This window comes from Streptomyces sp. NPDC056479 (assembly GCF_042795335.1).
Taxonomy (GTDB): domain Bacteria; phylum Actinomycetota; class Actinomycetes; order Streptomycetales; family Streptomycetaceae; genus Streptomyces.
The window spans coordinates 101,150-121,203 of the sequence record NZ_JBHTRZ010000014.1; the positions used below are offsets into that span (position 1 = coordinate 101,150).

The following is a 20,054-nucleotide window of genomic DNA, read 5'->3' on the forward strand; positions in this document are numbered from 1 at the left end:
CCGGAACGCGGGCTGCGCATCACCAGCGGTCGCCGTCCCTTCGATCGCCGTCCCCGCGATCGCCGCCCTCCCGGTCGCCGGAACCCGTCCAGTCGTCCGCGGCGAGCCAGTCGTCGGAGTCGGTACGGTCGTAGGAGGCCGTGCGGTCGTATGAGTCCGTGCGGTCGTCTGAGTCCGCGCGGTCGTACGAGTTCGTCGCCTCGTCCCGATCGGCGGCCCTTTCGTACGCGTCCGTGCGGTCGTACGGGTTAGTCCCGCCGTACGTCCGCGCCCTCCCGTCGTCCGGGTCCGTCCCGTCGGGACCGGAGCCGTGCCGGGAGCGGACGGTGTGGACCACGCCGATCCGCAGTGGGGTGAGCCGGACCAGGCCGGCGTAGCGGCCAGACGACGTCCACAGGACGTCCTCCGGATGCGCCGAACCGCTCGCCCGCCAGGACTTCTCGACCTCGTCGCGTACCGCCCGGGGCGCGAATCTGAGCCACACCGCGGCCTCCGGGTCACGGCTGAGCAGCGTGCCCTGCTCGGGTGTGGACAGCTGCACCACGGCCTGCCGGCCGGCGTCCGCGCCGACCAGTTCGGCCAGCCCGTAGGGGTCGGTGCCGAGCAGGCTCGCCGAGCTGGCGCGGACGCGGCGCGCCGACGCGAACGGGGGCGGGGCCAGAACTCCGTTGTGCCGCAGGTGATGGCGGGCCGTGGACAGCAGCTCGCGGACCCGTTCCTCGGTGCGCCTGACGGCGCGGGCGCCGGCCTGGCCGCGCTCGACCGCGCCCCAGTAGTGCTTCATGGCTTCGAGCGCGGCGTCCGTCAGATCGGCGGACAGGGTGGCGACCAGCTCCGGCCCGCCCTCCCCGCTCTCCCGCTCGAGCCAGCGCGGAGCCCCTTTGGGGCGGCTGTTCCGGGCGCCGTCGGAGCCCTTCACCCGCTCCTGCTCCGCGTTCTTCTCCTCGGCGGGCTCGTCCTCCCAGGCGTACACGCTCGCCCAGTCGGTCTCGCCGTCCTCCGACCCGGTGTAGACGTCGTCCCCGTCCACCTCCGGGTCGCTGGAGAGCCAGTCGTCCTCGGCGTGGCTCGCGCCGCCGGACGCACCGAAGGCGCCGGACACCCCGGCCGTCGCGAGCCGCGCGTGCTCGGGCACCGCCTCCGCCTCCGCGGCGGCCGCCGTCGCCCGCAGCATCCCGGCGACGGAACGCGCGGCGTCGGCGCAGTACAGGCGCTCCTCGACGGCCCAGTGCTCACGGACCGCCTCGGCCAGCAGGGCGTCCAGACCCTCAAGGGCCTGACGCAGTACGGCAGTTGTGTGACCGGGCGCCCAGCCCGCGGCCGCCGCGCGCCAGAGCCGGCGTACGGTCTCCACCGCGGTCCCGAGCCCGACCAGCAGGCCGATCGTGCCCAGCCAGACGGGGGGTTCGGTCGCGTACCCCGCGCCCGCCCCGACCGCGGCACCGCAGAGCGCGGCGACCCTCGGGGCCACCGCCCAGCGGCCGGGGCGTCCCGCACCCCGCAGCCGGGCCGCCCCGAGCGTCGCCATGCCGACGAACAGCAGCGGCACCAGCACCGCGAGGGCGAGGAACGGTCCCGACCACAGCGCGCCGAGCAGCCCCGCCCCGAACGCCGCCAGCGGACCGGCCACCGGCACCCCGGGTACCTGGGTGCCGGCCGCTCCCGTCGTCTGCCGGGCCACGGCCTCGGCGGAGTGGGGGCCGAGTTTCGGCAGCAGCGCCGAGCCCGGCAGCGGCTCCACCCGCCCGGCCAGTCCGGTGAAGCGCTGGGCGACCGAGCGCAGGGCGAGGCCCTGGCCGAGCAGTTTCAGGGCGAACTCCCGCAGCCCCTCGCCGATCCGCTCGCCCATGCCCTCGGCCGACGGCACCCGCAGCCCGAGGGCCGCCAGCCGGGTCGCCGACTCGGCGGCGGACGGTGCCGTGCCGCCGCCGCTGCGCAGGGCGGTGGCGACGAGGTCCCGGTACTCGTCGAGCGACTTGCGCGCCTGCTCGACCTCGGCCTCGAACGTCTCCCGGCGGGAGGCCCGCAGCAGGCCGGGCAGGGTCCGCAGCCCGGCCAGCGCGTCGTCGGCGTAGTCGAGGGCGTCCGCGCAGGCGCGGTGGGCGTCGTCCGCGATGCCGCCGGGTTCCCGGTGCCCCAGGTCCCGGCCGCCCCGGCCGGCCACCAGCCCGCGCAGCGGCTCCGGCAGATCGGCGCCGGAAGAAGCGGTCAGCACCACGTCCGGGGCCAGGTCGTCGTCCGCGCCGGCGAACCGGGTGAGCGCGTCACGCCAGGCACGGTCGCGCACCTCCGGCGGGAGGTCCTGCTCCAGCAGCCGTACGCCGGGCGCGGCGACGGCCTCGGGCAGAGCCTGGACGCTGTCCAGCACATTGAGGTACACGTCCGGGACCGACAGCACGTCGACCAGGACCGTCAGTGCGCCCGGGTCGTCGGGCGCGGGCTGCTCCAGCGCGGTGCGGGCGGAACGCAGATCACCGGCCCACAGCAGCCCGGTGCCGGTGGCCCGCAGCACCGACGGGCGCAGCAGCCGGCGGTCCGGCTGGAAGTCCCCTTCCTCACCTGCGAACGAGCCGGGCGCGCTGCCCACCAGCAGCACGAGCACCCTGACCTCGCCCACCGCCCGGTAGCCGGTGAGCAGTTCGTACTGCGTCTGGTGGTCGTTGAGCCCGGCCGGGGTGTCGACCACCAGAAACAGCGGGTCGTCGGGCTCGGGCAGCCCGGCCCGGCCCAGCTCCTGGGCGACCCGGGCGCGCAGGGCCGGCGGGTTGTGCAGCGCCGCCGCCCCGGCCCTCAGGTCCAGGTGGATGACGGTGCCGAAGGACTGAGGCGTGCTCACTGCGCGTCACCGTCCCAGGGGTTGCGCCGGCCGGGGTCGGCGGCCTCGTCGTCGTCCCACGGCGCCCGCCGCCGACCGTCGCGGCCGTCCGTGTCCCGGCGCTCCTCGCGGTCGGGGTCGTCGTAGGCCTCGTGGCGGCGGTCGCCGCCGAAACCGCCGTAGCCGTCGTCGGGTTCGTCGGGCCGGCGCTCGCCGCCCCGCCTGCCGTAGTCGTCGTCAGGATCGTCATGGCGACGGTCCTCGCGTTCCGCGGCGCCGCGTTCGTCGCCGTACGGCCGGTCGTAGTCGTCGTGGCCGCCGCGCGGGCCGACCGGTGCCGTGCCCCAGTCGTCCTCATCGGGTGCCGGACGCCGGGGTGTCGAGAAGCCCTCGCGGGTGCGTGGGTCGGTCGGGGTGCCGCCGCGGACGTGTTCCAGCAGGGTGCGCAGGGTCGGCTGGACCGCGCGCTGGTCGCCGAACTCGGTGTCCAGAGCGGCGGGCAGGGTCTCCGCCCAGAACTCCCACAGCGGGCGCACCCAGCCCTCGACCCGCTCGCCGCCCCGCTCCCGGCGCTCGGCCAGCAGCTCCAGCTGACGCGGGGCGACCTTCTCGACCAGGTCCACGAAGAGCGGATGCGGTTCGCTGCCGGCCCGGGCCAGACCCTTCGGCTGAGCACCCATCAGCTCGCGGCAGTAGTCCTCGACGATCCGCTCGTCGTCCAGGACCGTCCAGCGCTCGTACGACCGCAGCAGCTCGGCCCAGCTGGACACGCCGCCGGGGAAGTCCCCCAGCCGCAGCCGCACGCCGGGGACGTGCGTGCCCGTCTCGGGGTGCAGTCGCAGCCGGATCCGGTCCGGCGACGACGGGTCGCCGTCGACGACGTCCACCTGGCCGTTCCACATGCAGCACAGCAGACGGTGCAGGATGACCCGCCGGTCGTCCTCGCCGCTGACCATCCAGCTGTCCCGGTAGCCGAGTCGCTGCCGCCACCGCAGGACGTCCTGGGCCTGCTCGGAGTCCTTCGCGCGGGCCCACTGGCGCAGCACCTTGCGGGCCTCGGGCACCTGCGTGAGGCTCATCTCGCTGCGGAAGAGGACGACGGTGATCGAGTCGCTCTCCACTCCCCGGTACTCCACGGAGTTCTTCGCGTCGGTGGGCAGCCGCAGCGTCTTGCCGAGGAACTCCTGCACCTCCTCCACGGCCTGCACCCGCGGATGCGTCACCAGGACCCGCAGTATCCCGGTGCCCTCCGGGGTGAACCCGACCGGCAGCAGCCCGGTCAGCTTCCGCCCGAACAGATCGAGGGCCTCCTTGCTGACCTGGTCCTTGGCGTCCGAGTCGCCCGCGGCGGCGGCCAGCAACGTGCCCATGGACGGCAGCAGCGGCCGCTCCTCCAGGTGCGCCCCGCTCTCGGCGAACAGCCGGGTGATCCGGGCCTCCAGCTGCCCCTTGACGCGGGCCACCGAACCCTCCGGGTCGCGCCGGCTCTGGGCGTGGACCTGGCGCCAGGTGTCGCCGTCGACCAGCTTGAGCAGCAGGGCCGCCTCGTCCTCGTTCTCGCGCAGGCCCTCGCGGCGGACCAGCCGGTTGACGACGTCCTCGTAGAAGTGGTTGAGGGTGCGCTGCGGCGGCAGCAGATACGAGATGCCGGTGCGGTCCTCGTACAGCTCGTGGGCCTTCTGCTGGGCGGCCTTGTTCTCCTGGTCGCTGTGCCTGCGGAAGGCGCCGACGAGCCGGCCGAGGTCGGTGCCCGCCGCGTCGGCCTGGGGCTGCCAGTGCGTCTGCTGTTCACGCCAGGCCTCGTGCCACACCAGCCGGCAGCGCCACTGGTACCAGGCGTCCTGCTCCTGGATGGCGGCCTGCACATCGTCGTCGCCCCAGCGGGCCGGCGCCATGCCACCCAGCAGGCCCTTGATCCGGGGGATCTTGGGCGGCTGCTCGGCCACCCCGGGCGGGCGCTGCGGGGTGCGGGCACGATGGTCCAGCATGCCGAGGAAGCCGAGCCGGGCGATGGGTTCCTCGATGTCCGGGACGCCCCTGACGATGCGTTCGGCGAGGAAGGGGTCCACGGTCTGCAGCAGTTTGTCGATGGCGGGGCGCGGGGCGAACCGGTCGGCCATGGCGATGGCCGCGCGCTCCGCCTCGACGCGCAGGTCGGACAGCAGCCGCTGCATGTCCGCGATGCGCTCGCCGAGCGCCTGCTCGATGTTCCTCCCGCCGCGCGGCAGCGGATCGGGCTCGGGCACCGGCAACTGCCGGCGTTCCCACAGCTCTTCGAGGTGGGAGTCGGCGAACAGCTGCCGGATCATCGGCACCGCCTCGTCCCGCAGCGCGGCACGCGGCTGCTTCACCAGGTCGGTGACCGCGAGCCGCAGCAGCCGCCCGGCCACCAGGTCGGCCAGCTGGTCCATCGGCGCCGTCATCGAGGCGACCAGGCTGGTGGAGACGCCCTGCCGGCCGATCCCGGTCGGGGACACGGCGCTGCGCTGCACGCCCCGGTTGATGAAGCTGGCCGCGAAGGTCTGGAAGTCGTCGTCGGCGGCCAGCTTGCGGCCCCGGGAGCCGCCGTCGCCCAGTTCGGTGCCGATCAGCGACATCACCAGGGAGACGATGGAGCGGCGCAGGTCGTCCGCGCGGATGCCGGCGGTCGGGCTGAACAGGAAGGCGGTGGGCAGGATGCCGGTGCGCAGCCGGATCGGGGTCATGCCCGGGTAGCGGATGCCGAGCCCGAGTTCCTGGTCGAGATCGCCGATCTCGTGGCCCTCCGACGGCGCGTTCTGCGTGTCCACCAGCCGGAACAGGTCGACCAGTGCCCGCGCCGCGTTGAGCTCCGCCTCGCGGCCGCCGCCGGTCGCCGAGGAGAACGACGACGGCATGACGACCAGCGGGTAGATCTTCACGCCGTCGAAGCGGCGCAGCTGGAAGGCGTAGTTGATCAGGTGGAGATAGTCCAGGAAGATCCCGGCCCCGGTGCCGCCGGCCACCGAGAAGGCGACGAACACATCACAGCCGTTGACCTTGCCCCCGCCGAGCTCGCTCAGCTCGCCGCCCGCCTTGGCGATGGCGTCGATCGCCTGGAGCAGCGGTTCCAGGACCGGGCCGAGGCCGTGCCGCAGGGTGGCGAACAGGGCGGCCCGGCCCACGGTCGGCAGCTGGCCCGCGCCCGCGTGCAGCGGGGTGACCTTCGGCTCGTCGATCCGCGGCGGCAGCCAGTCGGCGACCTCGTCGCGCAGCACCGCCCGGAGCATTTTGGTCACCTCCGGGGAGGCGTCGAAGTTCGGCAGCAGATTGTGGGTGGCCCGGGAGGTGCGGGCGTACGCGGCCCGCAGCGACTGGTCCACGTTGAACTGCGGCAACCGCTGAAGGTCGCTCTCGCTGTAGTCCGCGTACACGAACTGCAGACAGTCGGGCAGTTGGAACGGGGCATGGCCGCTCTGCCTGTTCAGTGCCATGCCGTCGGGACCGCACAGTTCGGCGCGCAGTCTGCGTTCCAGCTCGGCACCGACCAGGCCGCCGGTGCCGCCCAGGCCGACGAAGAGCATCGGCTGGAAGATCTTCATGGTTTCCTCCCCGCTTCACGGCCGACGGGGCCGCAGGTCTGTGCTGGGTACGTCCGTGCTGCCGCGCGGCGGGACGGCCGCGCGGCGGTGCGGTGGGTGGGGCGGGGCCGCGGGTGACGTGTGCGGCCCCGCTCCGTGTCACAGGAACTCGTCGTAGGCGCTGCCCTGGCCGGGGGGCCTCGGATCGCTGCCACCGGCGAAGACGCCTTCCGACGGACGGGGCCCCTGGCCGGGGGCCCCGCCGAGGGCGAGGCTCAGCGTGTCGGTCAGCTGGACCTGGCCGTGTACGGGCAGGGTGAGGCGGCTGCCGCCCTTGCGGACCACCGCGCCGCCCTCACGCCTGCGCCGGACGGCGTAGGGGCCGTGCGAGCGCCGCTCGATCCGCGGGCTGCGATGGGCCTCGGCGACGGCGAACTCGTACCACTGCTTGTTGTTGCCGTGTCCGGCCCGGTGCTCGTTGACGACGGTGCCGTCCTCGGCGACCAGCTGCAGCACCAGCCCGAACGGGTCCCGCCGGCGCCGGCGCAGCCGCAGCCAGGCGACGACGGCCGCGGCGGCCAGCGCGACGGCGACTGCGCCGGCCACGAACGCCCACCAGTACGCGTCCCAGATCCCGGGCCTCGGTGTGACGTGCACCGAGACCGGGGCGCGTTCGAGCGTGTGGCCGTCGTCGGTGGTGTCGACGACGGTGAAGGTGCCGGAGAGGTCCAGCCCGTCGCCGAGCCGGTCGCCGAAGGCGCTCGCCGGGGAGATCCGGACCGTGACCTCACGGGTGCCCCGCTCACCGGGCTTGAGGGTGATCTCCTTCGGCTCGACGGACAGCAGCCCGTCCTTCACGTCGGCGACGGACAGCCGCAGGGTGTGCGGGGCGTCGGTGGTGTTGCTGACGTCCAGGGTGCCGGTGGCCGTGCCGCCGGGGTGGGTCTCGCCGTCGGGCAGTTCGAGCGACGCCTTGACGGGCAGTTCGCCGGGGGCGACCTCGCCGGTCTCGCTGCGCGTGTCGGCGCTCAGCCCCGAGGCGGTGAGCGTGGCGCTCACCGTCAGTGCCCCGGCGGCGTCCTGAGGGATGGTCACCGTGCCGGTGAAGGAGCCGTCGCTCGCGTCGGGGTCAGGCCCCTTGCCGTCGTCGGCGAGGTCGAGCGCCAGCGCGGAGAAGCCGTCACCGGTGAGCTCGCTGCGCACGCGCAGTCCCTCGTAGTCGCGCGGGTCCTTGATCTCGTAGCCCTCGCGGGTCTGCAGCCGCATGGTCACCGTGACCTTCTCGCCGGCCTGCGGCGAGGGCGGGTCCATGGTGATGGCGCCGCGCAGCTCGCCCTGCCACAGCACACTGACCGCGACGGGCAGCGAGCGGTGGCCCTCCGGGGCCTCGGCCTTCACCTTCCAGGTGCCGGGCAGCGGGTCGACGATCTTCAGCGCCTCCACCGTGCCGGTGCCGCCCGCGAGTTCGAAGCGGGACTTCTTGAACGTCCCGGAGGTGGTGGGGACCTTGTCGCCGGCCGGGTCGATGTAGGTGATCTTCACCTCGGGGTCGCCCTTGTCGACGACGATGCTGCCGACGGTCGCCAGCGGGGAGATGCCGATCTCCAGGGTGGCCGGCGGCCGCTTGCTGGGGCCCTCCTCGTGGCGCAGGCAGTGGGCGGCGGCGAAGATCCGCTCCAGCGTGGTGCCGACGTCCTTCGCCCCGTCGACCTTGTGGGCCTTCGGGGAGGCGGAGGGCAGTTCCACACAGCCCTTCTGGTAGCCGCCGGCGGCGATCTGGTCGAGCTGCCTCTTGTCCGGGTCGGATCCGAAGCCCAGCGGCCAGATCTGCACGTTCTGCGCGGCGGCCTCCTCCAGCGCCTCCTTCAACTGCCCTTCGCCCTCGGCCTTGCGGTGCGCGGGGTCGCCGTACTTGAAGCTGTCCTCGACGTCCATCTTTCCGTCGGTCAGCAGGAACAGCACCCGGGGCACCGAGGCGTCGGTGCCGTCGGTCAGGTCGTCCACGCCCTGCCGGATGGCGGTCGGGAGGTCGGTGCCGGTGCCCTCGCTCTCCTTGCGCTTGCGCAGCTTGTCGACGCAGCCGCCGACATCCTCGCGGCCCGCCGCGTCCAGCGTGGTGCGCGGGCACACCGGGTCCACCACGCGCTGGCCGGGCTTCTCCGCCGCGGCGAAGCCGAACACCGTGACCTGCGAGGACGAGGACACGTCGCCCAGCGCGATCCGCTTGGCCGCGGCCTTCTCGGCGGCCATGTCCTCGGACGCGAGGCTGGCCGACTCGTCCACGGCCACCGCGTAGTTGACCGCCGGAAACGCCGAGGTGGCGTCCGCCGCGGGCACCGGATCCTGACCGGCCGGTGCCAGCAGGGACACGACCACCGCGGTGCCGGCCAGCACCGAGGCGGCGGCGCGGCGGACCCGGGTCCTTCCTGTCTGTCGTCTTCCCGTGACTCTTCCCACGGCCGTCCCCTTGGTCTTCGTGAAGTCGGTGCTTGAGGTTCGTGCTGAGGTCGTGCTTGAGGCTGCTGATGTGCCGGTGACGCGTATGTGGTGACGCGTCAGGAGTCGTGCCTGGTGCGTGCCGGTGTCATGTGCGGTGGAGCGTTGGCGTACGCGCGGTGGTACACCGGTGTCGCGTGCGCCGTCCCGGATCAGCCCGCGGTCAGCCCCCAGACGACGGCCAGCGCCGCCGAGGGGGCGAGCGAGCCCACCCCCCAGCGGATCGCCCGGTACTTGGCGGACAGGATCGAGCTGACGTCCACGGCCTGAACGAGGAGCCACCTGGCCGGGTCGCGCCCGGCCTCGCCGACCCGGGCGGACAGCCCCGCGAGGTCGCGGGACGCCACCAGATCGCCGAAGTACGTCACCGCGTCCGCGCCGCGGACCGTGCCGGTGCGCGGCATCAGCGCCCCGACCAGCGCGGCGACCGCGACGGCCCAGAGCACCCCGGAGAGCACCAGCATCACGTCGGCCGGCCCGTCCCAGGCGGGGGTGCCGCGCCACCCGGCGAGGAACGCGGGCAGCGCGAGCGTCCCCGAGAGCAGCACCGCCGCCTTGGAGTCGGCCCGGCCCAGGTCCTCCCGGACCGTGGTCAGCAGCCGCTCCGCGATGCGCTCCCCCGCCCGGTCAGTGCAGTGCCGACCCCCGTCCGGCACAGGCACGACCGGGTCGGGGGAGGTCCGTGCCCCGCCGTCGGCGCTCATCGGTCCTCCTCCGCCCAGGACCATCCGTCGTCCTCGGCCCGCCTGCGCCGACGCGGCGACTCCCGGTCGGGGCCGCCGTCCGGGTAGTACGGCTCCGGCCGGTAGGTCCGGGGGCGCCCGGCGGAGCGCGGCTCGTCGTCGCGGTCGCGGTCCGGGCCCGCGGGGTCCAGCTCCGGCCGGTAGGTCCGGGGGCGCCCGGCGGAACGCGGCTCGTCGTCGCGGTCGCGGTCCGGGCCCGCGGGGTCCAGCTCCGGCCGCCCCGGCCGACGCCGCGCTCCCGGGCGGCGGTCGTCGTAGTCGGCGCCTTCGTCCGGGTGGTACGGCTCGGGCCGGTGGGCCTGACGCCGGTCGCGAAAGCGCGGATCGTCGTCCTCGTCCGGGGCCGGCCCTGCGGGGTACGGCTCGGGCCGGTACGCGCGGCGGGCGTCGCGAAAACGCGGATCGTCGTCGTAGTCCGTTTCCGGGGCCGGTCCCGGGGAGTACGGCTCCGGGCGGTACGTCCGCTGCCGGGCACCGCGCGGTTCGTCGAACTCGGCGTCGTCACGCGGGTCGTAGGCGTCCGTCCGACGGCGACCGCGGGTGCCCGGCTCGTCGTGGTCGGCGTCGTCGCCCGGGTACGGCCGGTCCCGGTCGGACGTACGGCGGCCGGAACCCCGCCGGTCGCTCACCCGCCCGTCGGCGCCACGCCCGTCGCCCTCGCCGCGGGACGGCTGTGCCCGGTGCGGTGGGCGTCTGGGCGGCTCGTCCGATGCCCAGTCGGGGTTGAACGGGCGGTCGGCGGACGCCTCCAGTTCCCGGGTCCGGCGGGCGGGCACCGTGCCGATGGGGCCCACCATGGGGCGCCCGGTGCCCTGGTTGAGGAGGTTCAGGACCTGTGTCTCCACGTCGACGGTGGCGAGTTCACCGCGGGTGGCCATGGTGAAGAGCCGGGCGACCCGCTCCTTCTCGTCCTGCCTGCCCTCCTGGCGGATCTGCTCCAGGAAGTCCTTGGCCCCCTCGGGGTCGGCCGCCAGCATGAAGCTGAGCTGCTCCAGCTCCCCGCCCATCAGCATGCGCCGGTACGACTCCTGCCGCAGCCGGATCACCTTGGCCTGGGCGTGCGCGTCCCGCTCCTCGTCCGCGTGCTCGATGGTCCGGTCGTCCACCCGCAGCCGTACGTACAGCCGTACCCGCAGCCCGAGTTCGGAGCCCAGGTCGGCCCAGCGGCCGCCCGCGCACTCGCGGGTGATGGCACGGTTCGCCTGCTCGGCCTCGGTCACCCGGTAGGTGGTGGTGACCTCGCGCAGCCGTTCCAGGATCGGCGAGGTGAGCCGGTTGGCGACGTCGGTGACGACCTCGAGGGCGGCCAGATGCGGATCGGTCACCGACCACTCGATGTCCACCTCGGCCTTGAAGAAGGTGGTGGCGCCGGCGGCCGGCAGTTCCATCTGAAGCGGTGTCACATAGGTGCCGAGCGCGATCTCGCAGATGCTGTGCGGCCGGGCCAGCACCGGCTTGTCGACGTGCCGGACCCCGGAGGCCCGCTTCACCGTGTAACCGCCGTTCCGGTAGAACTGCACCAGCGCCGACCGGGGACTGACCCGCGGAAACCCGTCCGTCAGTGTGTTGAAGTCCCTCAGGAACGGCCCCGTGGGCGCCGTCGATTCGGTGCTCGCCGCCTCGTCCGCGCCGGCCGCCTCGTCCTCGTTCTCAGCCATACCTCTCCTCCTCGCGCGTCCTGTCCCGACGCGGCCTTTCCGGGCGCGGCGCGTGCCGGCGCGGCCTCTCCTCCGGCTCGACGGCAAGCCACCACAGGTCGCGCGCCTTCGGTTCGGACAGCGGCTTCTCCGGGTCGTTCATCATTCGGCGCAGCAGCCAGTCCAGCCGCCGCTGGTCGTGCTCCTCGGTCGTCAGCGCGGGCAGCAGGGCGGCCAGTCCCGGCCGGGTCCACTCGGTGCCGTCCTTGCGCTCGGCGGAGCGCAGCAGCTCCTCCAGGGCGTCCATCGCCACGTCCTTCGACCGCGCGGTGTTCAGCGCGGTCCACATCAAGTCCGCCATCGGCCGGACGAGTTCGGGCCGGATCGCGGCGAGCGCGAGCGACACCGGCCAGTCACCGCGGTCGCCCCACGGGGAGCCGCTGTCGTCCAGCAGCGAGTCGGGGTCCATCAGCAGTTCGTCCACCGTCGTCAGGGCGAGCCGGACGGCGGCCGCGAGGCCCAGGTCCTGGTACGGCTCGCGCTTGTGGTGGGTCCACTCGGTCATCCGCGCCAGCACCTCGGGCGCGTCAGGCAGCACCAGCAGCCGTACGACGTTGTGGGAGGCGACCGAGACCAGTTCCCCCTCGTCACGGACCCCGATCCGGGCCAGCGCGTCCAGGGTGTCGTCCATCGTGGCCGCGGCGTTGCCGTAGCCCAGTGCCCACGCCGCGGTCCAGCGCTGCGACGGGGTGCCCCGCTTGCTCCAGTCGCCGACCAGCTTGTGCACCGTCTTCCGGTGCGTGTCGTGACCGGCCGCCTGGTCCAGGGTGGTGGCCGCGAAGATCAGCCGGCGGTTGGTGGTGGCCTCGGCGAGCGGCCGTACCAGCTCGGTGTAGCCGTGGTCGAAGTCCCGTACGCACAGCTCCCCGGCGGCGACCGCGGCGCGCATCCACACCTGGGAGCGCGGATCGTCGGCCAGCAGCCGCAGCCAGCGCACCACCGGCGCCCGCACCGGGAAGTGCCGGTCCCACAGCTCGGTCAGCACCGCGGACGGCAGGGCGGAACCCCGGTAGAAGATCAGCCGCGCGGGGACGTCATGGCCGTCCACCTCGACCTTGCCCTGGGTCAGTTCGGCGCGCGACAGCGCCACGTCGGCTTCCGGGTCGTCGCAGAACAGCGGGCGGGCCGGTGTGCTGTCCGGGTCGGACTGCACCGACAGTTCCCAGGTCAGCAGGTGGGCGGCGGCGGCCACGGCGCTGTGCGAGGCCCCGCCGAGCACGGCCAGCGCGATCCGGAACGCCACCGGGTGGAACAGCGTCGCCGTCCCCGAGCGCCCCGCGCCCCGGTCCGCCCGCTCCGGCTCGGCCGGAAGCGCCGTCAGGGCCCGGTCCACCCCGGCGAACCACTCCTGGGCCTGCTCGGCGGCGATGCTGCGGCAGCCGGACAGCAGATCGTCGTGGGAGACGTCCCCCAGGACGTGCCCGGCCAGCAGCGACGCCAGCAACTCGGCCTCGGCGGGGCGCAGATCGTCCAGCCCGACCGCGTCCGTGATGTCGTCGCCGGCCGCGAGATCCTCCGCGCGGGCCAGCAGCTCGTCCAGGGACGTGTCGTCCTCGCGTGCCTCGGAGGTACGTTCCTCCAACCGCTCGCGCAGCCGGGTGGCGAGCAGTTCCTCGGTGGGCGCGGGCGGGCAGAGCATGCCGTACCGCCCGGAGAGGAGCGGGTTCGCGGCCGATCCGACGGTGACCACGATCACCGCGAAGGCATCGCGGCGGGCCAGGGCCGCGGCGAGCTCGTCGAGGTCCATCTCGTCCGGGGGCAGGGCGTCCGGCCGGGACAGGGACAGGGACAGCAGATGGCCGGTGCCGTGCCAGGCCTGGCCGCCCTCGTCGTCGAGCGTCTCGGCCAACTGCCGGATCCCGCCGTCCGAATCGACCCGGCGGATGCGCGCGGCGGGCTCCGCGTCCGTGCCGTTCGCCGCCGAGGTGGTGACCTCGTCGAGGAGGGAGAGCGCCGTGCTCGTGCGCCCCGTGCCGGGCGCGGCACCGAGCACCAGCAGCCGCCGGGCGCGCAGCGCGTTGCGCAGTCGTACGTACCCCTCCGGCGCCACATGCGCCCGGCGCAGCCTGCGCAGCTCCTCCTCGGGGACGGGGCCGCTGCGCATGCCGGCGCCGGGGCGGGCGCCCAGCAGGAGGTTGATGTTGTCGCCGATGTGCGCGCTCTGCAGCCGGGAGTGGGCGAAGCTGATCAGGTCCCGATGGACGTCGAACAGCTGCCGGGTGGCCCGGCGGGTGCGCGCGGCGGCGGCTAGGTTGGTGGGCCCGTCCTCGCCCTGGTCGTCGGCGAGAGGATCACGGGTGCGCTCCTTGAACCGCCCGGCGGCGCGCTCACGCTCCCTCTCCCGTTCCTTCTCCTCGTCCGCCTCCTCGTCCTCGGCGGACTTCTCGTCGTCGGACCTGCCCTCGTCGTCCCGGTCGCGCTTGCGGTGCTCCCGGGCGTTCTTGTCGTCCTTCTTGTCGTCCCTCTTGTCGTCCTTCTTGCCGTCCCCGCCCTTCTTGCCGTCGTCGGACGACCGTCCCGCGCCGGCCTCCTCGGGGGCGTCGTCGGCCGCGCCGCCCGACTGCTCGTCGTCGCTCACCCGGCTCAGCCCTTCCCCTGCTCGGTGACCTGGTTCGTGGACCCGCCCATCTGCACGTTGCCGTGGTAGACGTTGTGCTCGTTATGGAAGGCGTCGCGCCTGACGTTTTGATGAATGCCGACGCGGCCGGGCAGGTGGCCGGACATGTCGACCGCCTCGAACTCGTCCTCGTCGCCGTCGGACTCGTCGTCGCCGGCGGGCAGAGGGGTGTCGGCAGCCGCCGTCGCCGGCCCGGCCCCGGGGATCTCCGGAGCGGGCCGCCCGGGCAGATGGAACCAGGCGGTGACCTCGCCCTCCTTGAGCTCCAGCCGGGCCGGGGCGTAGTGCGCGGGCTCGATGAACTTGCCGCCCCCGCCGACCACCTCCTCGTACAGGGACTGGGAGGTCACCAGCACCAGATCGGCCTTCTCGGCGTCGAGGAGCTCCCGGGCGACGGAGGAGTCGGCCAAGCGGCAGGCCAGGTCGACGGCGCGTCCGCTGATGCCCCGGTCGTCGTGCCGGACCGGGCCGACGTGCATGCCGATGCGCAGCCCGAGGGGCACGGCCAGATCGCGGTTGACGTCCCGCAGCTTCTCGTGCACCTCGACCAGCCACAGGCCGAGCAGCCGGCTCGCCGCGATCCGGCCCGCGACGGACACCAGCACGCCGTCGCCGCGGTCCTCCAGGTGTACGGCGTCCCGCGCGACCTTGGCGTGGGTGAAAGCCGTCTCCAGCACCCGGTAGATCCGGGCGCGCATGCGCGGCTTGTCGACGTCGTCGTACTGGCCGGAACGTCTGGCGTCGACGCTGATCACCAACTCGTAGTGCGCTTCGGTGAGTTCAAGAGCGTCGTCGTGGTTCACCCGTGCCCCCTGCATGTTTTCCGTCTCGCTTGCCGAAGAGGTGGTTCGTGCTGCCGAAGAGGTGGCTGTCCTGCCCGAGGAGCTGGTCCGCGAAGGTGGCGCCGACAGTGTGCGTGGCACCCCTCGGGAGGGGTCCGCACTCTCAGGGTCGGGCCCCGGACGAGGGGCGTCTGTAGCCGTTTACACACGGCGGGGCGTGGGTTTACTCCTGATGACCGTCCGCGAGAAGGGCGAGCAGCGCGGGGTCGAGGATCTCCACCATCCGGTTGCCGGTGCGCACGATGTTCTGGGTGCGCAGCAGCCGCAGCGCCTTGGCGACGGCCTCTCGGGTGGCCCCTATGGTGGCGGCCAGTTCGTCCTGGGCCAGTTGGACGACGGGTCCGGAGGCGGTGGGGGCGCTCGACGGACCCGTATCGGACGGGGCGTAGGGGCCGGCGGGGTCGACTCCCGACAGTTCGATGAGCCGGCCGGCCAGGCGTCGGAGCACGGTGAGCGAGGCGAGCGCGGAACGCTCCTGGTCGGCGCTGCGCAGCCGGAAGGTGAGCTGGCGTATCACCAGTCCGCTGACCCGGGGGTGCAGGGCGAGGAAGCGCCGAAAGGCGTCCCCGGATATGACCTGGGCCTCTATGGGGCCCAGCGCGCGCACGGTGGCGCTGCGCGGATGCTGGTCCAACGCGGCCATCTCGCCGAGCAGTTCACCCGGGCCGCGCAGGCCGAGTATCAGCCGGGTGGCCCCACGGTCGGTCGCCACGGATACGGTCACCCACCCCCTGAGTATGATCACGACGTGACTGGACCGGTCACCCTCCGTGAGCAGATGGGTGTCGGCCGGATAGCGCTTCCGACTGCCGAGAGCCATGACGCTCTCGCGCTCCTGGGGAGTCAGCGTGTGCGCGAACGCCAGCTCAGTTCCGAGCAGCCCCATGGCCGGCCCCCCGCCGCAGTCCGGACGCCTGGATTTTCGATGGGTGTTGATGGTGGCAGGGCGAAGGTAAGGGCCGAGTGGATTGCGCCATACCGGGGGTACTGGCCGGTAGTTGCGGAATGCCAGGTTGGTCGCCCGGTCGCCATGCGCCCCCACCCCATCGCGACCCCCGGCAACCACCACAAGTGGTCTGGGCCACATCCGCACCCCGACGATCGACCGTGAGGTCAGACCAGGTCCTCGAACAAAATGTCGTATGGACAACGGGATTCGGTCAGCGGATGGAGAGTTGGCGAAAACTCTGGTTTGGGCGGTGATGACCTGGTGGGCGCGAGGTGAGGGGATCGTGCGGCGCACGGGAGTGGTGAGGCGGTAAGGGTCCGGGACCTTCACGGCTGTACCGACTGCTGTGTTCACGGCTGTCCTCCGCCGGTCAGCTTTCCGAGGGGGCCGCGAGGGAATGTCGAAAGAACCTGTACGCGCAGGTCGCCCGCCCTGGACCATGACCGACTGAAGACACGGGCGGTTACGGAAGGGCGGGCCGGTGGAGATCCGGTTGCTGGGACCGGTACAGGCGTGGGCGGACGGCTCGGAGGTCGACCTCGGGCGGCCTCGCCAGCGCGTGCTGGCGGTCCTCCTCATGGAGGCCAATCGCGTCGTACCCATCGAGACACTCATCGACCGGGTGTGGGGCGACGATCCGCCGACTTCGGTGCGCAACGTGGTCTACGGCTGCATAGGCCGCCTGAAGGCCGCGCTCCGCGACTGCGACCCGGCGGCGAGGGACGTACGGCTGAACCGGGCCTCAGGGGGCTATGAGCTACGGGTGCCGGACGAGCGAGTGGACCTGTACCGCTTCCGTGACCTGGTCGCCCGCGCCCGTGACGCCGACGACGACCGGGCCGCCGAACTGCTCGCAGAGGCCGTGGAGTTGTGGCGGGGCGAGCCGCTGTCGGGGGTCACGGGGGTGTGGGCGGACACGGCCCGTGCCGGTCTGGTGGGCGAGCGGGTCGACGCCTCGCTGAGGTATCACGAGGTGCAGTTGCGCAGGGCGCGTCACTCGGAGATCCTCCCCCGGCTGCGGGAGCTGGCCGGCGCCCACCCGCTGGACGAGCGGCTGCTCACCGCCCTGTACCGGTGCGGATTACAGGCCGAGGCCCTCCTCCACTACGACGGCGTCCACAAACGGCCGGCCGAGGACCTGGGCGTGGATCCGGCACCGGAACTGCGGTCGCTGCACCGGCCGGCAACTCGCGCACGTCGACCGATCGATCCGGACACACGGTCAGGCCCTCGCCCTGGCCCGCGAGGCAAAACACCGTCGCACCGAGGCCCACGCTCTGCTGGGCCTGTCCCGGTCCCATCGGCAACTGGGCGGGTACGACGAGTCCCGCGGCCATGCCCGTCAAGCACTGGCCCTGGCCCGCGACCACGCGTTCGGAGTGCTGGAGGGCCAGGCACTGACCGCCCTGTCGGCAACGGCGCAGTCGGCGGGGGCCGACGCCGAGGCCGTCGCACTCGGCGATCAGGCCCTGGCCGTCCACCGCCGCACCGGCCACCGCCTCGGCGAGGCCCGCACCTTGCTGATCTTCGGGATGAGGCAACAAGCCTCGGACATCTTCTCGGAGGCCGGCGTGCCCGCGGAGGAGTAGACGCCCGCGGGCCCCGTCCCGGAAGGAACCGGAACGGGGCCCGCGGCTGACGCGCTTGGCGCGGGTGGCTCAGATGAGGCCGAGGGAGCGAACCGCCTCGCGCTCCTCCGCCAGCTCCTGCACGGAGGCGTCGATACGGGTGCGGGAGAACTCGTTGATCTCCAGGCCCTGGACGATCTCGTACTGGCCGTCCTTGGTGGTGACGGGGAAGGAGGAGATGAGCCCCTCCGGCACGCCGTACGAACCGTCGGACGGGATGCCCATGGAGACCCAGTCGCCATCGGCGGTGCCGTTGACCCAGGTGTGGACGTGGTCGATGGCGGCGTTGGCGGCGGAGGCCGCCGAGGAGGCGCCGCGGGCCTCGATGATCGCCGCGCCGCGCTTGGCGACGGTCGGGATGAAGTCCTCGGCGAGCCACTTCTCGTCGTTCACGACCTCGGCGGCGTTCTTGCCGGCGATGGTGGCGTGGAAGATGTCCGGGTACTGGGTGGCGGAGTGGTTGCCCCAGATCGTCAGGCGCTTGATGTCGGCGACCGTGGAGCCCGTCTTCTTCGCGAGCTGGGTCAGCGCGCGGTTGTGGTCGAGGCGGGTCATCGCGGTGAAGCGCTCGGCCGGTACGTCCGGGGCGGCGGCCTGCGCGATCAGCGCGTTGGTGTTGGCCGGGTTGCCGACGACCAGGACCTTGATGTCGTCCGCGGCGTGGTCGTTGATGGCCTTGCCCTGCGGCTTGAAGATGCCGCCGTTGGCGGAGAGCAGGTCGCCGCGCTCCATGCCCTTGGTGCGGGGGCGGGCGCCGACCAGCAGCGCGACGTTGGCACCGTCGAAGGCGACGTTCGGGTCGTCGGTGATCTCAATGCCCTGGAGCAGCGGGAACGCGCAGTCGTCCAGCTCCATCGCCGTGCCCTCGGCGGCCTTCAGCGCGGGGGTGATCTCCAGGAGACGCAGCTTGACCGGCACGTCCGCGCCGAGCAACTGGCCGGAGGCGATGCGGAAGAGGAGGGCGTAACCGATCTGGCCGGCCGCGCCGGTGACGGTGACGTTCACGGGAGTGCGGGTCATGGCGTTCTCCGTATGACAGCTGGCGATGGGGCGTCTCTGCCCCCGGGGTGCGGGACGTAGAGATGATCGATCTCTTGGCGTCGAGAGATCCACCGGTCAGGCTATCGCGCATCCGGGATCTCGTACGTCCGGGTCCCTGTGGCCCGTCCCACAGACCGGCCGTCGGCCGGACAAAAGCGGCGGCCGCCCGGTCCGGGAGAGGGGGACACGAGCGGCCGCCGGGTGGGGGTACCGATGCCGGACTCCCGTGGGGGTACGGTGCGCGTGCCCACTATCCCGGCGCTCATTCCTGTCCCCCGGCATTCTTTTTCCGCTCACGGAAGTCCAGGGGGCGAGGCCCCCTGGACCGGTGCGCGGAGCTTCTGGAACGGCGCCCCTACTGGGTGCACCCTTCCTGCCCGACGGCGAGCGTCGCACAGGCGATCGCCTCGCCCGCGTCCTTCACCGCCACCATCGGGGTGTACGCGATCGTGTCCCCGGCAACGGTGATCATGCCGGTCTGCTTCGCCTTGCCGACCGTCACCGCCACCTCGTCTCCCTGGGTGGCCTGGGTGATCCGTCCCCACGCCGCCCCGCACGCCTCGCTGTAGCGCACCTCGACCACGGCCGTGCCGACGGTCGCGGTCTTCGCGGTCGTCACGAGGTCACCGCTGCACCCCATGCTCTCCGCGTCCTTGCCGGTGCAGGAGTCACCGCTGCACTTCACCCCGGCCGGCAGATCGGTGTCGGTCGAAGCGCTCGGCGAGGGCGACTTGGAGGCGTCCTCGTTCTTCTTCCCGTTGCCGCCGTCGGTGAGGAAGAACACCGCCGCGATCACGACCAGCACGCCGACGACCCCCGCGAGGAACATCGTCAGCCGACGCTTCCCGCCACCGCCGCCGGCAGCCCCGCCCCCCGGACGGGGACCCTGCGGAGGCGGGCCGTACGGACTCGGCGTCCCCGGTGTCCAGGCCGCACCCGACTCCGCCCCGGAAGGGCCGGACACACCGGAGGCCCCGGACCCGCCGGACGCCGCGGACACACCGGAAGCCCCAGCCGCACGAGCCCCCGTCGGCGACGGCCCCCGATATCCCGCGAGCCCCCACGAGTTGCCGCCGGAGGCCTCGCCATCCCGGACGTCACCACCTGAGGACCCCCGCAGCGGAGCGTCCCGGACCACGGAGTCCCGCACGTCCGGCGCCGTCGGCTGCGCCGGCACCGACGGCGGTACGGTCGGTGCGACCCCGGCCGGACCCGCCACCCCGGGGGTGGGAGCCGCCGTGGCGCTCCCGCTCCGGCGCGCGGACTTGCCCGCCTTCGCGCTCCCCTTGGCGTTCGCCGACGGCGCCCCGAACTCGCTCAGCGCCGCGCGCGCCTGGGAGATCCGGATCGCCTCCATGGTCATGTCGTGACGCATCTCCGAACGGCTCCACGCCCGTTCGGCGAGCTCCCACATGGTCGTCAGGTGGACCGGATTGGTGCCGGTGACCTCGGCGAGCGCGACGATGGCGCCCTTGGGCGCGAGCAGCCGCCCGTTCAGGTACCGCTCCCAGGACGTCTTGCTGTATCCCGTGCGGTCGGCCAGCGCCGCGATGCTCAGACCACTGCGGTCCACGAGCCGCCGCAGCTGGCTCGCGAACTCCCTGACCTGCGGATCGAGTTCATCCGCCAAGGCCCTCCAACGAGGCATTGCGTCCCCCTCTTCCCCCCGGATCGTGCTGGTGTTTCT

At 73.1% G+C, this 20,054-nt stretch carries 11 protein-coding genes and 2 pseudogenes; 3 read left to right on the plus strand and 10 right to left on the minus strand.

Annotation, left to right across the window (positions count from 1 at the left end; translation table 11 throughout):
• Positions 1-19 precede the first annotated feature (19 nt).
• From ACFQ6S_RS41330 to ACFQ6S_RS41365, 8 genes are all read right to left on the minus strand, one after another.
• Positions 20-2,836, minus strand: coding sequence for a hypothetical protein (locus tag ACFQ6S_RS41330; RefSeq protein ID WP_383420992.1), 2,817 nt, complete (start codon positions 2,834-2,836; stop codon positions 20-22).
• Positions 2,833-6,375: a tubulin-like doman-containing protein gene (locus ACFQ6S_RS41335; protein WP_383420995.1), complete on the minus strand. Its 3,543-nt coding sequence runs from the start codon at positions 6,373-6,375 to the stop codon at positions 2,833-2,835. The genes ACFQ6S_RS41330 and ACFQ6S_RS41335 overlap by 4 nt, the downstream gene beginning before the upstream one ends.
• Before the next feature lie 138 nt (positions 6,376-6,513).
• The gene (locus ACFQ6S_RS41340) at positions 6,514-8,811 is read right to left on the minus strand and encodes a VWA domain-containing protein (protein WP_383420998.1); all 2,298 of its coding nucleotides are present in this window, start codon (positions 8,809-8,811) and stop codon (positions 6,514-6,516) included.
• 191 nt (positions 8,812-9,002) lie between these two features.
• A complete protein-coding gene (locus ACFQ6S_RS41345) occupies positions 9,003-9,554 on the minus strand; it encodes a Pycsar system effector family protein (protein WP_383421001.1) in 552 nt (183 codons plus the stop codon).
• Entirely contained in the window at positions 9,551-11,251 is a 1,701-nt protein-coding gene (locus ACFQ6S_RS41350) for a hypothetical protein (RefSeq protein WP_383421004.1), read from the minus strand. Before ACFQ6S_RS41350 ends, ACFQ6S_RS41345 begins: the two co-directional genes overlap by 4 nt.
• Positions 11,244-13,868, minus strand: coding sequence for a hypothetical protein (locus ACFQ6S_RS41355; protein ID WP_383421007.1), 2,625 nt, complete (start codon positions 13,866-13,868; stop codon positions 11,244-11,246). The genes ACFQ6S_RS41350 and ACFQ6S_RS41355 overlap by 8 nt, the downstream gene beginning before the upstream one ends.
• Before the next feature lie 5 nt (positions 13,869-13,873).
• Positions 13,874-14,710, minus strand: a complete 837-nt coding sequence (locus ACFQ6S_RS41360) for a hypothetical protein (RefSeq protein WP_383421010.1) — start codon at positions 14,708-14,710, stop codon at positions 13,874-13,876.
• 202 nt (positions 14,711-14,912) lie between these two features.
• Positions 14,913-15,635, minus strand: coding sequence for a Crp/Fnr family transcriptional regulator (locus ACFQ6S_RS41365; RefSeq protein WP_383421013.1), 723 nt, complete (start codon positions 15,633-15,635; stop codon positions 14,913-14,915).
• Positions 15,636-16,179: 544 nt separating this feature from the next.
• Between ACFQ6S_RS41365 and ACFQ6S_RS41370 the strand changes: the two are divergent.
• The 3 genes and pseudogenes from ACFQ6S_RS41370 to ACFQ6S_RS41380 all read left to right on the plus strand — a co-directional run.
• Positions 16,180-16,818: pseudogene (locus ACFQ6S_RS41370) on the plus strand (BTAD domain-containing putative transcriptional regulator); the annotation flags it as partial.
• Positions 16,819-16,978: 160 nt separating this feature from the next.
• Positions 16,979-17,053 (plus strand): annotated as a pseudogene (locus ACFQ6S_RS41375) (hypothetical protein); the annotation flags it as partial.
• A gap of 24 nt (positions 17,054-17,077) precedes the next feature.
• The gene (locus ACFQ6S_RS41380) at positions 17,078-17,287 is read left to right on the plus strand and encodes a hypothetical protein (protein ID WP_383421016.1); all 210 of its coding nucleotides are present in this window, start codon (positions 17,078-17,080) and stop codon (positions 17,285-17,287) included.
• 69 nt (positions 17,288-17,356) lie between these two features.
• On the opposite strand, the gene ACFQ6S_RS41385 is transcribed toward ACFQ6S_RS41380, so the two are convergent.
• Positions 17,357-18,346: a malate dehydrogenase gene (locus ACFQ6S_RS41385; protein ID WP_383421019.1), complete on the minus strand. Its 990-nt coding sequence runs from the start codon at positions 18,344-18,346 to the stop codon at positions 17,357-17,359.
• Between the two features lie 376 nt (positions 18,347-18,722).
• The gene (locus ACFQ6S_RS41390) at positions 18,723-20,015 is read right to left on the minus strand and encodes a DUF2690 domain-containing protein (RefSeq protein ID WP_383421022.1); all 1,293 of its coding nucleotides are present in this window, start codon (positions 20,013-20,015) and stop codon (positions 18,723-18,725) included.
• Between the last annotated feature and the right edge of the window lie 39 nt (positions 20,016-20,054).